Origin of the sequence: Dysgonomonas sp. Marseille-Q5470 (assembly GCF_951230145.1) — a bacterium.
Taxonomy (GTDB): Bacteria; Bacteroidota; Bacteroidia; order Bacteroidales; family Dysgonomonadaceae; genus Dysgonomonas.
Genome location: NZ_CATNVE010000006.1, coordinates 103228 through 118193 on the forward strand (window position 1 = coordinate 103228; position 14966 = coordinate 118193).

At 37.3% G+C, this 14966-nt stretch carries 9 protein-coding genes; 3 read left to right on the plus strand and 6 right to left on the minus strand.

The genetic code is table 11. The features are described 5' to 3' along the window. Window positions 1-15 precede the first annotated feature (15 nt). From QOX35_RS11435 to QOX35_RS11445, 3 genes are read left to right on the plus strand one after another with little or no spacing between them, the layout of a single operon-like run. A complete protein-coding gene (locus QOX35_RS11435; RefSeq protein WP_283687002.1) occupies window positions 16-1824 on the plus strand; it encodes a RagB/SusD family nutrient uptake outer membrane protein in 1809 nt (602 codons plus the stop codon). Window positions 1825-1859: 35 nt separating this feature from the next. Further along, entirely contained in the window at window positions 1860-2909 is a 1050-nt protein-coding gene (locus QOX35_RS11440; RefSeq protein ID WP_283687003.1) for a DUF5627 domain-containing protein, read from the plus strand. A 20-nt stretch (window positions 2910-2929) separates the two neighbouring features. Continuing rightward, on the plus strand, window positions 2930-5137 hold the full coding sequence (locus tag QOX35_RS11445) for an endo-1,4-beta-xylanase (RefSeq protein ID WP_283687094.1): 2208 nt from the start codon (window positions 2930-2932) through the stop codon (window positions 5135-5137). A 455-nt stretch (window positions 5138-5592) separates the two neighbouring features. On the opposite strand, the gene QOX35_RS11450 is transcribed toward QOX35_RS11445, so the two are convergent. The 6 genes from QOX35_RS11450 to QOX35_RS11475 all read right to left on the minus strand — a co-directional run bounded on the left by QOX35_RS11450 (window position 5593) and on the right by QOX35_RS11475 (window position 14383). Next, window positions 5593-7338, minus strand: a complete 1746-nt coding sequence (locus QOX35_RS11450) for a sodium:solute symporter (RefSeq protein WP_135104267.1) — start codon at window positions 7336-7338, stop codon at window positions 5593-5595. A 15-nt stretch (window positions 7339-7353) separates the two neighbouring features. Continuing rightward, a complete protein-coding gene (locus QOX35_RS11455) occupies window positions 7354-9021 on the minus strand; it encodes a ribulokinase (RefSeq protein ID WP_283687004.1) in 1668 nt (555 codons plus the stop codon). A 148-nt stretch (window positions 9022-9169) separates the two neighbouring features. Then, on the minus strand, window positions 9170-10672 hold the full coding sequence (gene araA, locus QOX35_RS11460) for an L-arabinose isomerase (protein ID WP_283687005.1): 1503 nt from the start codon (window positions 10670-10672) through the stop codon (window positions 9170-9172). A gap of 25 nt (window positions 10673-10697) precedes the next feature. Beyond that, window positions 10698-12233 (minus strand): alpha-N-arabinofuranosidase, encoded by a 1536-nt coding sequence (locus QOX35_RS11465; protein WP_283687006.1) that lies wholly within the window; start codon window positions 12231-12233, stop codon window positions 10698-10700. A gap of 29 nt (window positions 12234-12262) precedes the next feature. After that, a complete protein-coding gene (araD, locus tag QOX35_RS11470) occupies window positions 12263-12946 on the minus strand; it encodes an L-ribulose-5-phosphate 4-epimerase (RefSeq protein ID WP_283687007.1) in 684 nt (227 codons plus the stop codon). Between the two features lie 414 nt (window positions 12947-13360). Beyond that, a complete protein-coding gene (locus QOX35_RS11475) occupies window positions 13361-14383 on the minus strand; it encodes a LacI family DNA-binding transcriptional regulator (protein ID WP_283687008.1) in 1023 nt (340 codons plus the stop codon). Between the last annotated feature and the right edge of the window lie 583 nt (window positions 14384-14966).

Below are 14966 nucleotides of genomic sequence, written 5' to 3' on the forward strand. Positions count from 1 at the left end.
TAAAAAAATAACAGTATGAAAGCAATAAATAATATAACAAAATTTCTGGTCATTATCTTGCTCTTCTTAACATCTTGTGATGATCTGTTTTCTCCTGCTTTAGAGAACAATAGAGAGTTAGATGATATGTATAATGAACCGGGATATGCACAAGGAATATTAGGATACGCTTATTCCATGCTTCCCTATCAGACTAAATCTGAAACAGACATTGCGACAGATGATGCAGTGACTAACGATAAAGCTAGTAGCTATTTAAGCATGGCAACAGGATCGTGGACAGCTAGTAACGATCCTATGTCTAAGTGGCAGAACTGTAGAGCTGCTATCCAATATCTCAACATTTTTTTAGAAAATGCCGACAAAGTTGCATGGGCAAAAGATCCGAATGTACATATCATGTATTGCGATCGCCTTAAAGGCGAAGCGTATGGATTGCGTGCGTTGAATATGTACTATCTCTTGATGGCTCATGGAGGCTGGACTGAAGATGGAAAACTATTGGGGATACCTAATGTAACTACTGTAGATAATATGAGTACAGATTTCAATGTGCCAAGAGATACATTTCAGGCTTGTATAGATCAAATTTTTAGTGATGTAGAAAAAGCGACAGAATACTTACCTCTTGATTACAATGACATCAGTGATGCTAATATCCCGGCTAAATATAAAGCGATCGGCGTAACTAATGCCAGTGATTATAATCGAGTAAATGGTACTCATATACGAGGTCGCCTTACTGCTCGTATCGCAGAAGCTATTAGGGCACAAGCTGCTTTACTTGCAGCAAGTCCTGCATACAACACGGGTACAACCGTAACATGGGCTAATGCTGCTGATAATGCAGCTATCGTATTGGATCGTATCAATGGCCTAGGTGGAATAGACCCAACGGGATGGACATGGTATATGAACAAAACTGAAATCAACTCATTGGGATCAGGAGCTGTTCCTAAAGAGATTCTATGGAGAGGGGACAAAGATAATAGCACCGAAGATTATGCAATGGGGCTTTCGCAAGAGAAGAGTAATTATCCTCCATCGCTGTATGGAAGTGGACGTATAAATCCAACTCAAAATCTAGTAGATGCATTTCCTATGGCAAGCGGATATCCAATATCTGATCCTGCAAGTGGATATTCTTCTAATGCACCATACACTAACAGAGATCCACGTTTGACAGCATATGTATTGTATAACGAAACTACGTATGGTACAAATTCGAAGAAAATAATTACCGGAACATACGAAGCAGATAATAAAGATGCGTTAAATAATGAAAGTACATCTACACGTACCGGATATTATTTGAAAAAACTATTGCGTGACGATTGTAATCCAGATCCGACATATAATACGGCACAATACCATTATCCCGTACGCATACGATTTACTGAAATATTCTTAGCTTATGCCGAGGCAGCAAATGAAGCTTGGGGGCCAACTAATGGCAACGGACATTCATACAGCGCTTACGACGTAATCAAGGCTATCCGTGCCCGTGCAGGTGTAGGTATTAATGGAGGAGACCCTTATCTAGAAAGCATTAAAAACGATAAAGACAAAATGCGTGAACTGATACGTAATGAGCGTCGTATTGAACTTTGTTTCGAAAACCGACGTTTTTGGGATTTGCGTCGCTGGAAAGCCAATCTGAATGAGGAAGCCAAAGGTATACAGATAGATAAAGTAGGTGGAGCTTTGGTATATAAAGTGATTCCGGTAGAAGAAAGAAACTACAAAGATTATATGTATCATGGACCTGTGCCTTATAGTGAAACTATAAAATGGAGCAACCTACAGCAGAATCAAGGCTGGTAAATGAATAATCAAAAAATATCTAAATATTGAAAAATATGAAACGATTCAAATTATTGCCTGTATTGTTTGCCGGAATTTTGATTGCATCAATGACATCATGCGAAAATCAAGGTGTTGAATTCCCAAACTATGAAGGCGGAACAACTGTTTATTTTGCCTATCAATACCCCGTGCGTACAATCGTATTGGGAGATGATACTTATGATACGACTTTAGATAATGAGCATCGTTGCGAAATATACGCAACAATGGGAGGTGTATATAAAAACCAAAAGAATATCAGCATAGATATTGCTGTCGATAATGGATTATGTGATAACTTATTCTTCGAAGACGGTAGTCCGGTTCAAGCTATGCCATCCAATTACTACACTTTAGCGGGTAGTAAGATTATTCTTGATAAGAAGATTCAAGGATCGGTAGGAGTCCAATTGCAAGATGCATTCTTTTCCGATCCCGACGCTTTGAAAAAAACGTATGTAATTCCATTATTAATGACTAAAGTACAAAATGCAGACAGTATTTTGAGCGGTCGTCACTTGATACAGAACGCACCTCGTACATATTCAGAAGCGTGGGATATTCAGCCTCAAGACTATGTCTTATATGCAATGAAATTTATTAATCCGTGGCATGCAAAATATCTGCGCCGAGGGGTAGATCTTGTAACCGAGAATGGTGCAACTGCAACCAATGTACGTCGTAAACCACATGTCGAAAATGACGAACTTTGTAGTTTAACGACTGCAAGTTTAAAGGTGACTAAGTTTCCGGTTAAAACTACTGTTTCTGATGGTTTAGGAGGTGTACAAACTCTTACATGTGATTTACTCCTAACTTTTAATGATAATAATGAGTGTACTATCTCTACCGATACGCAAGGTTATACCGCTAGTGGCTCAGGTAAATTTGTAAAAAACGGAGAGAAAAATAGTTGGGGTAATAAAGACCGTAATGCTATGTATTTGGAGTACAATATAAACTTCGGATCAAAGCAATATGTGACTAAAGATACTTTGGTGGTACAAACCCGAGGGATCGATTCTGAATTGTTTGTTCCAACTTATAAAACTAATCATTTTTAATTTTACTAAAGATGAGTATGATGAAGTATTATAATAAATTATTGTTGATTATTGTCGCTGTGATGACAATGGTCTCTTGTGTCGATAATTTTGATAGCAACTTTAATGTTGATAAGCCGGCAGATCTCGAGAAATATGAATATCTGAATGAATATGATGTTCTGAAATCGTATGTAGACCGCAAGGCTAATCCAAATTTCAAATTAGGATCGGGCATTACTGTTAGCGATTTTTTGAAGAGAGACATGGTTTATAGTCTTGCCTGTTCCAATTTCGATGAATTAACAGCGGGTAATGCGATGAAATATGGTTCGATTGTAAAAGACGATGGTTCAATGGATTTCTCTCAGGTCGTAAAATTTGTTGATGCTGCTAAAGGTGCAGGTCTTAGTATTTATGGACATACGATATTGTGGCACTCTCAACAAAATAATAAATATCTGAATAATTTGATTGCTGATAAGGAGATTGAAGTAGATCCTAACGATGCAAATAATTGCTTGCATATAAATACAACCGAAGCTAAGGCTAATACATGGGATTGGCAAATTTATTACGAACCGGCAAGCCCATTAACGGTTGGTGTGACATATACATTAAGCATGAGAATTAAGGCCTCTGCGGCGGCCACTGTAGACTTTTGGCCTACAGATGGTAGTAATGTTCTTTATGGTTTATCTCTTGCGGCAAGTAAAGAATGGAGTAATGTTACTATTCAGTTTACACCAAGTCATGCGTTTAACAAACTTCAGTTCTGTTTTGGTAAATTTGGTGGCGATTTGTATTTTGACGATATTACTTTGACAGCAGCTAACTCTACAGATAATGTAGTTAACAATGGCGCCTTTGACAGTAAAGATTTATCAAACTGGGGAAAACCAAGCTGGCATTCCTATTCCTTCAATATTGAAGCACTTGCAGCAGGTCCAGCTAGTTGGTGGAAAAATCTTGTAAGCAATAGCAATTGCGAAGACAATGATGTATCCTGTTTCTATGCTACTGAAGTATCTAATGGCCCTAAAGCGGCTACATTTAGCGCTGCAGGTACAGGTGCCGGTGGTACGGGACGGGCTATTATTGTTCAGTCAGGCGATAATGCTACTCAGGATTGGGACACTCAATTCTTTGTAAAAGTACCTCATGTATTTAAGGAGGGTGAAAAATATCGTTTCAGTATGAAGGTCAAGGCTAGTAGAAATGTTAGTATTGATTCTCAGGCGCATAAAGAGCCGGGCGGTTATTTGCATTACGCTATGGTTGGAAGTCCTGATGTAACTACAGAATGGCAGGAATATACTAATTCAGGTTCTATCAATTCATCACAAGAAGGAATGAGTACTATAGCTTTTAATCTTGCAAAAAATAAGCTGGCAACTACATTCTATTTTGATGATATCGTATTTGAGATAGAAGAATCAGGCAATACCATTCCTTTGACTCCGGAAGAAAAGAAAGAAGTTTTGACCAATGCGATGGAAAATTGGGTAAAAGGTATGATGGAAGCTTGTGGCGGATATGTGAAAGCATGGGATGTAGTGAATGAGCCTCTGGCTGGTGCTGATAAAGATGGCGATGGTTGGTATGATTTACAATCTGTAAATAACGTATCGGCAGAAGACGCTAAGAATAATTTCTATTGGCAAGATTACTTGGGTGATGACTATGTGCGTACAGCTATCCAACTTACCCGAAAATATGGACCTGAAGATATGAAGTTGTTCATCAACGACTACAATCTGGAATCAGACTGGGATGATAATATGAAACTGAAGAGTTTGATAAATTGGATTGAACGTTGGGAGAAAGACGGAACTAAGATTGATGGTATCGGTACTCAAATGCATGTCTCTTATTATCTAAACTCTGCAACACAAAAGAGTAAAGAAGACCATGTCGTGAAGATGTTTGAACTATTAAAAGCTTCAGGAAAACTTATAAAAATATCTGAATTGGATATGGGTATAGTAGATGAGAATGGTAATGAAATTAAGACAGCAAACCTTACTTTCGAGCAACAGCTATTGATGTCTGAGTATTATAAGTTTATTGTGAAAAAATACTTTGAAATTATTCCTGTGAGTCAACAATATGGAATTACTCATTGGAGTCCGACAGACAGTCCTGACGACAGCGGTTGGAGAAAAGGGCAGCCTATTGGGCTATGGAGCTTGAACTATAACCGTAAGCCTGTTTATGCCGGATTTGCGGAAGGTTTGAGTGGTAAATAATAATCTAATGTTTTTTAATGATATGAGATAATATCATGTAGGCTTTTAGGTGATTCGTACTTTTTTTGAGGAGACAGCGAAATCTTTGTATAAAGGTTTCGCTGTTTCTCTTTACTATCAAATGATATTAGAAGTTTTATTTATAGGCAGAACAGATGTATGCATATCTTTTCACAATATTGTGATAGATATAGAGCGGTAGGAGATGAGGTGTCTTTTGTATTTTTATTAGATTAAAGAAGATTAGTTCTCTTGTGTATAAGAAACTGTTTTTAGCTTTTAGAAAAGCTTTTATATTTAATTGTTTATGATTGTTCTATTTGTCTGTTTATAAAAATATAATTAAAGAGAGTTGCATAAACACAGAAGAGGCTGTCCAATAAGACAGCCTCTTGCTTTATTCCTTTATAAAAGTATTCTGTTGTTAAAAAAATATATATAAGTATGTTATTGTTTTACCAAAAGTATATGTAAAATGCAACACAGAGAACTACAACTCCCAGTGATGCGATAACATCCCATTTATTCCAACTCTTGCTAATAAGTTTCTTGTAATCGCTAGAGAAAGTGATAGCATCTATTTGTTGGGCTGTTGGCTTCGGAGTGAAGAACGACACTACTACCATTAGCAACATAATGAATACTAATAACCATATTTCAAAAATAAGCCAATTTGTTTGCCAGAACCAGCTTGTATATTCCCAATACCAGCCGGTCATTGCATCCTTGCCGGTGTTGGTAAATATATTGGTTAATAAGCGTACCATCCCAATGGCGAATCCTACTATCATACCAGCTTCTCCGGCCTTAGGTGTAATTCTTTTAGAAAAAATACCAAGAGCAAATACAGCTACCATAGCAGGTGCGAGTAATGATTGAATACCTTGCAGATAGTCGTAAAGACTACCAAGGCTCATCATAACAGGTATCCAAACAATACCAAGTATCACTACTACAATTGTCGCAATACGACCTACTAAAACATAAGTAGATTCACTCTTATTTTTGAACATAGGCTTATAGAAGTCTTCCGTAAACAATGTTGCGCAAGAATTGAAGAATGCAGCCAAAGAAGCAATTAAAGCTGATATAAAACCTATAGTAACAATTCCCTTCACACCCGCAGGCAATACAAATTTAACCATTGAACCGAACGCAGTGTCCGGATCATCCAATGTAAATCCGCTATCGGGACGTGCAGCCAATGCCGCTGCTACCATACCCGGTATTAGGAACATAAACACAGGCAACAATTTGAAATAACCAGCAGCAATAGTACCTCTACGAGCACGTTTCATCACTACATCGTTGTCTTCGCCCTTGCGTTGTCCAAGTACACGTTGAACGATATGCTGGTCGGTACACCAATACCAGAAACCTATTATTGAAGCTCCGATAAATACCCAAAAGCCGGGGTAATCATCATATAACGGATCACCGGTATTGAAGTGAAACATGTGGTTTGTACCGTATGCAACACCATCTTCTCCTACATTCAATGTTTTTGCATAGTCGATCATCGCTGTCCAACCCTCAGGGATGCTACCTCCTCCAAGAGCAGATAATCCTAGGAAAAGCACAAGGAATGAACCTATAATAAGTATCGGTGTTTGGATTGCAGATAGAGTCATAACTCCTTTCATACCACCGAGAACAGTAAAAATACCTGTTAGTACTATCAAGCCGATAGCCCCATACCAGAAAGGCAGACCTAGAAGGCTTTCCATAAAGATACCTCCTGTAAATGCGGTTACACTCACTTTGGTAAGTACATAGGCTATAAGAGTGATGATAGACAACCAAGAACCTGTAGCAGGTGTATAACGGTATTTTAGGAAGTCGGGCATTGTAATTATTTTGCCCATCTTGTTGTTCATCAGTTGATAGAATGGTACGAATAACCAACCTAGAATAAGTATCATCCAGCCTTGCATCTCCCAGTGTGCCATACCCACTCCGGCTTTAGCACCTGTTCCGGCAAGTCCTACAAGGTGCTCCGATCCGATGTTTGCTGCAAAGATAGCAGCACCTATTATGTACCATGGTTCGCCTTTTCCGAACAGATAGTCTTCGCTACTGGCACCTTGTTGCAGGCGTTTGTCTTTTTGTATCGAACGCCAGACAGCCCATGTTACTGCCAATATCCCAACTGCAATAATCACCCAGTCGAGCCAAATAAATTCGTGTGAATTCCAGTTCATAGTATGATATTATGTTTAAGAGAATAATTCTGTTTCAGTAAATTTTCCTAGTTTTTGATATTTTGCATATATCTGCATATATACCTCGTGTTTCTCCATATTAGGTTTGTATTCGTGAGCAAAACCTTGTCCCATCGCTTTCTGAGCAGCTTTAATGTCAGGGTGGACTCCAGCTGCAACAGAAGCAAACATTGCTGCACCAAATGCGCATGCTTGTTCTGATTTAGCAACTTTTATAGGCATTGCCAATACGTCTGCCAATGTTTGCATAACCAATGGCGATTTCAGGGAGATACCCCCTATACCAATTACGCTATTGATTTCAATTCCGTTTTCGAGAAAGCGATCTACAATTGCTTTCGATCCAAAAGCAGTGGCCTCTACCAACGCTTTGAAAATTAGAGGAGCAGAACTGGCTAAATTTAATCCTGTTATTGTTCCTTTTACCATTTGATTGGCATCAGGCGTACGACGTCCGTTCATCCAATCGATTGCTAAAATAGAACTTTCTGATACGGGAATTTTTTCAGCTTCTTTAGATAGGGTAGGGATTATCTTGTCAAGAGTTTCGTCTATTAGTTTTTGCTTTGTTTCCTGATCTATTAGTGCCGAGTCTTTTAGTATATTCTCCAAAGGCCAAGCCAATACAGATTTGAACCAGGCATAAATATCACCAAAACCAGATTGTCCGGCTTCTAGACCTACCATTCCCGGAATAACAGATCCATCTACCTGTCCGCAGATACCAGGTATTAGTTTTCCGTGCATATCTTCATATGGAGCAATCATTATATCGCAAGTAGAGGTTCCGATAACACGAACAAATGCCTTCGGTTCTATTTCGGCACCTACTGCTCCCATATGACAGTCAAACGCTCCTACACCAACAGCTACATTTGTTGTTAATCCAAGCCTGCCAGCCCATTCTTCTGTTAGGTTTCCTACTTTAACTTCGCTGGTGTATGTATCGTGAAATAGTCTTTCTCTATACCCTTTCAGTTCGGGTGCTATTTCTACAAGAAAATCTTCTGTTGGCAAGCCGTCCCATTCTTTCAGCCACATGGCTTTGTGCCCTGCAGCACAACGTCCTCTTATTATATCTGATGGTTTTGTTGTGCCTGTAATTAGTGCGGGCATCCAATCACAATGCTCTATCCAACTGTAAGCTTCTCCGGCTACGGCTTTATCTTCTTTCAGAACATGTGCCACTTTTGCCCAAACCCATTCGCTGGAGTATATACCACCTACATAGGCAGTATAGTCGATAGGCCAGCGTTTGGCTACCTCATTTATTTTAGCTGCTTCTTTGATCGCTGTATGATCTTTCCAAAGGACAAACATTGCATTTGAATTTTCTGCAAAATCAGGTCGTAATGCTAACACTTGCCCGTCTTTATCAATCAGGGCAGGAGTAGAGCCTGTAGTATCAAATGACATGCCTACTACTTGCTCTGCTGTACCTGCCGGAGACTTACTCAGAGCCTCCTTTACGGATTCTTCTAAAGCTTCTATATAATCGAGAGGGTGTTGTCTGTATTGGTTTTTTTGAGGATCACAGTATTTCCCCTGTATCCATCTTTTATAATATTTGACTGATGATGCAATTTCCTTTCCTGTTTCAGCTTCTATGATTACTGCTCGGCAAGAGTCAGAACCGTAATCAAGTCCTATTGTATATTTCATATATTTTATTTTTCATAAATAGTATGAAATTCACATTGCATTATAGTTGACAACTATAGTATATGTTCCTTTCATAAGGTAGTTAACTTTTTAATGATAAAATAAGTATAGGGAATATCACTACTCCCCATACTTGAAACAATCTAACTCAGCTTAACGCTGTATTTAATAAGTAGTATACTTCATTTACTTTCAACTCAAACTTAAAGTTATTTATGGTTGTATTCTTGTCTATAGTCACCAGTTCTATACCAGCTATATCTGCATAGTCTTCCAGCATTTCGGTAGTGACAGAATATGAGAAGCTTGAGTGATGAGTCCCACCTGCCAATATCCATGCAGCGGCACCAATTTCTAGGTTAGGCATTGGCTTCCACAATGCACATGCTACAGGCAATTTCGGTAGTGGTTTCGGTTCTTCTACTACTACTTCATTTACAATCATACGGAAGCGATTACCCATGTCTACAATTGTAGCTGCAACACCTTCACCCTTATGTGCTTGAAATACGAGGCGCGAACAAGTGCGAGCATCGCCAATACCAAGGAAATGAACTTCGATGCGAGGTTTTGTCCCGGTTATATCCGGATTGATTTCCAACATGTGCGATTGCAGAATAGTACTGTTCTCTCCATCGAAATTGAGCGTATAGTCTTCAAGGAATGATTGACCGCCGGGCAGTCCTTTTCCCATTACCCACATTGTACGGACAAGGGCAGCCGTTTTCCAGTCTCCTTCGGCTCCGAATCCGTAGCCTTCCGCCATGAGGCGTTGAGAAGCAAATCCCATCAATTGTTTCATGCCTTCAAGTTCATTAAAGCTGGTAGTGAATCCCTTCGCTCCCTTTTCTTGAAGAAAACGACGAAGCCCTATTTCCTGTGCTGCTGCATCACGTACAAATTGATGTTTTTCTCCTCCTTTTTTGCAATCAGCAGCAAAGTCATATACTTTTTCGTATTCAGTAATTAATGCATCTATTTCAGTTTCTTTTACGGCTTCTATATACGGAACTAATGTTGCGATAGGTGCATTGTCTACATGATAACCCAAACGCATTTCGGCTTCTACCTTATCTCCATCTGTTACAGCGACGTTGTTCATATTGTCTCCGAAACGAATGATAAGCATATCCTGAGCATCTGCCCATCCTGCACATACACGCATCCAAGAAGCTAGTTTAGCCTGTACCTTTTCATCAGACCAATGTCCGACAATTACTTTTCTGTTTTTGCGCATACGGCTTACCATATGCCCAAATTCACGGTCGCCATGTGCTGACTGATTTAGATTCATGAAATCCATATCGATTTCATTCCAAGGAATTTCTTTGTTGAATTGGGTGTGAAAATGTAGCAGAGGTTTCTTGTAATTCTTTAATCCCTGTATCCACATTTTTGCAGGAGAAAAAGTGTGCATCCATGTTATTACTCCAATACATTTATTGTCAGAATTAGCATCAGAAAAAGCCTTTGTTATTTCTTTAGATGAATTGACAGTTCCTTTATAAACAACTTTGATAGGTAGTTTGCCTGAGTCGTTCAAACTTTTTACCATTTGAGTAGAGTGTGAATCCACAGCAACAACAGCATCGCCTCCATATAATAATTGCGCTCCTGTAACAAACCAAATTTCTAAATCTTTAAAATCCATGATATTATTAATTGTTAATGAATTGTTAATTAAGTTCCAACATTACAACCGATTTGGATGGTAATGTTATCGATATTTTGTCTTTTGATAATTTCGCTCCTGTAAATGCTTTCACAGAAACAACATCGGGAGTGTCGAAGGAATTGTAGTCATTTATTTTGCCAGATGTCAATACTTGTCCCGAAACGTTTTTAACTTCTATTCCCCGCAAATCGGCATCTATACTTTGTTCTTTGTTGGGATCTATATTTACCAATGTAATATGAACTTTTCCTGAAGCGTCTTTTGATGCTGATACACTGATGGCATCAATTTTTTTCCCATTCAGCTCGTATTTAGCAGAAGATAGTGAAATAGGAAGCAAAGTTGCATCTTGATGAACTTTATAAAGATAATAGACCCAATAAGTAGGAGTCAATAACATCTTTTCCTTGTCGGTTAATATTACAGCTTGTAATACATTTATTGTTTGCGCTATGTTAGTCATTTTTACCCGATCGCAATAGCTATTGAATATATTCAAATTGATAGCAGCAATAATCGCGTCGCGCATAGTGTTTTGTTGGTAGAGAAATCCGGGATTGGTTCCAGATTCTACGTTATACCAAGTACCCCACTCGTCGGGGATAAGGGCGACTCTTTTTTGCGGATCGTATCGGTCCATAATGTTTGAATGTCTTTTTAACAAATCATTCATTTTTAGTGTTTTTTCTATAGTCACATAATATTCCGCTTCGTCGAATTGTGTAGCGGAACCTTTGTCTTCCCAGTTCTTAGGAATTGTATAATGGTGCAAAGACAATCCCTGCATTTGACGAGCTGCATTTTTCATCAAAGTTTCTGTCCAATTATAGTCGTCTGAATTAGCGCCTCCGGCAATAAGATAGAGTTTGTTATCGCCATAGTTTCGGCAATAAGTGGAATAACGTTTGTACTGATCTGCATAAAATTCCGCAGTCATATTACCTCCGCAGCCCCAGTTTTCGTTTCCAACTCCCCAGAAAGATACTTTCCAAGGTTTTTCGCGACCATTTTGACGACGCAGGTTTGCCATTGGGCTTTCTCCATCGAAAGTAATATATTCTACCCATTTAGACATTTCTTCCACCGTGCCACTCCCTACGTTTCCACAGATGTAAGGCTCACAGTTCAACTGTTCGCAGAGATCGAGAAATTCGTGCGTGCCAAAACTGTTATCTTCGACAACTCCTCCCCAATGAGTATTAACCATTTTAGGACGTTTATCGCGAGGACCAATCCCGTCCATCCAATGATATTCGTCGGCAAAACAGCCTCCAGGCCAGCGCAAATTAGGAATTTTGATATCGCGTAAAGCTTTTACCACATCGTTGCGGATACCACGCGTGTTGGGAATGGAGGAGTCCTCACCTACCCAATAGCCTCCGTAAATACAATGTCCGAGATGTTCAGAAAAATGTCCATAAACATGTTTGCTGATAACATCTTTCCCCTGATCGGCATTAATAACCAATTTATTTTGGGCTACTGAAATAACAGCGACACCGCTTAGAAATAGTATGGAAAGAATAACTTTTTTCATGGTATAATATTTAAACGTGTGTAACATTTTTATTGTCCGTAATATGCATCAGGACCATGTTTTCTGAAAAAGTGTTTTTTTATAAGCTCATCATTCATCTTTAGTTGCGGGTTGATGCTATATGCCAAATAAGCCATTTTAGCGACTTGTTCCAGTACTACTGCATTGTGAACGGCATTATGCGCATCTTTTCCCCACGAGAAAGGGCCATGATTATTGACAAGAACTCCCGGTGTATAATTCGGATTTAGAGCGGCAAAACGCTCGATAATTACATTACCTGTTTCGAGTTCATATTTGCCTTCAATCTCTTCTTTTGTCATTTGTCTTGTACATGGTATCTCATCTTTAAAGTAATCGGCATGAGTGGTGCCGATATTAGGTATATCACGGCCTGCCTGAGCCCAAGATGTGGCGTAAGTAGAATGAGTATGTACAATTCCCCCTATATTTGGAAAGGCTTTATATAAAGCTATATGGGTTGCAGTATCGGATGAGGGTTTCAATTGTCCCTCTACAATTTTTCCATCTAAATCGAGTACAACCATATCTTCAGCTTTCATCTTTTCATATGATACTCCTGAAGGTTTGATTATTACCAGATTTTTCTCTCTATCGATAGCACTAACATTTCCCCATGTAAATATGACTAATCCATGTTTTACCAGATCCAAATTAGCATCAAATACCTCTTTTTTTAGTGATTCTAGCATGATATTATATATGGTTTAAAAGCTTATTTGAAACATAAGTGTTCACTGTACACTTATGAGTACAATGTTAATAATAAGTGTAAAAATATACACTTATTTTTGATATGTTTTAAAACATATATTAAGTGTTCTTATCTCAAATTTGATCTATTTTCAAAAAGGATGGAAAATAAAACCTCGAATCTTTATTTTATATCTTTCGAAATGAATGCCGAAAGGGAGAATATTGTAGTATATCCTGTTGTTTTGGGTTTTTTATTATTTATGTAGTTTGTGTTTAAGGAAAGGTCTTGTTAGAAATCCAAGATTCAATCTTTTAGTTGATATAGGTTAAAACAAGATTATTATAGAAGTCTATAGAAATAAATGTTATTTGAATTGCTTAAAAATCCTATTTATATTTATGTTGTACTCTTAATTATTTAAATAAAGAGTACATGGTAAAATAACTTTATATTGTCCTTTCTCACCAGCATGTTTACTCTTTTCCTGAATCTCTCCGAGTAAAATATCTACAGCATTTTTACCTATATCTGCAACAGGCATTTTTGCAATGTTAATTTTTGGTGCTAAAATTTTGAATAAAGATACGCCATGTATACATGCCAGTTGAAATTGTCGATTAAAGTCAATTCCTTTGTTATCAAAATAAAGGAAGGCTTCTACTGCTAGAATATGTGTGGTGAAAAAGAAACCATCTACATCAGGTACTTTTTCAAATATATTATCTAATACTTTTACAATTTTATTATCATAATCTTCATATTCTATATTTCCCACAAGTGCTGGATTAAATTTGATACCGGAATCTGACAATGCTTGTTTATAACCCTCATTTCTTTCACCCATTGTAGTAAGATGAGAGTTTGTGGTAATAAGGGCAATGTTTTTGCACCCCATACCTATGAGATGCTTTGTTAATTTGTAGCTACTTTCCTTGTTGTCGATAATTATATAACTTGTTTGCAGTTCAGGAAAATAACGGTCGAATGTTACTAAAGGAAATTTTTCAGATATAAGCCGTTCTATTTCAACTTTCGATCGCTTTGTCGGTGCTATAATTATTCCATCTACTCCCTTCGATTTGAACATTTGTATAACAAGGTCTTCTTTGTTGAAGTCAGATTCGGAACTTGCTATCATCAGAGAATATCCATGCATGTTGGCTTGATTTTCTATTTCTCTGGCTATTGAGGAATAAAAATAATCGGATATGGAAGGCAGAATAAGTCCAATCGTTTTGGTCTGCCCAATATTAAGACTTCGAGCTATTAAATTTGGCTGATAGTTCAATTCTTTTGCACAATTCAGTACAATCTCTTGTGTATTTTTACTTATACCTTTTTTCTCTGCTTGTCCGTTCAGTACCCATGACACTGTGGTTTTAGACAAGTTTAATTTTTCTGCAATATCTTTAAGTGAAACCCTTGTTTTCATATATAATACACAAATTGGTAATTTTCTATATTTAACGGTTAAATATTTAATTTATATGAATGATATATAAGTATATTAGATATTTATATGTGCAATAGTAGGTTTAGTATTATTGCCAACTACATCTACATTATCTTAACTCTGATTAGGTTCGAATATCTATAGATAATTGTTTTAGTATTATTTCGCTTCATCTATACATATAAATACCTATTTATGTATCTAAAAGTATATATAAGGATACCAATTCCTTTTTATCATTCAAATATAATATACTATTTATATTTCTACAAATGTATATTATTTTACTTTCTCGTTAAAATAATAATACTTTATTTTTATCTTATATAAGAATCCTCGCTCTTGTTTCTTTCCTAATCGAATGTATATTAGATTCTATTTTATAATTATAATATATTATTAATGAGATGTTTGTTTGTTATTTTAATGTCTCTATTCTAAATGTTCCATTTTTTAACAATGGTTAATTATGAAAGATATTTGAACTTTTTATTGTGGTTTTTAAAATAAGAATTAAATTTGTATTGTTTAACCGTTTAAGCTGTGTTTAGGTGTCTTTAAA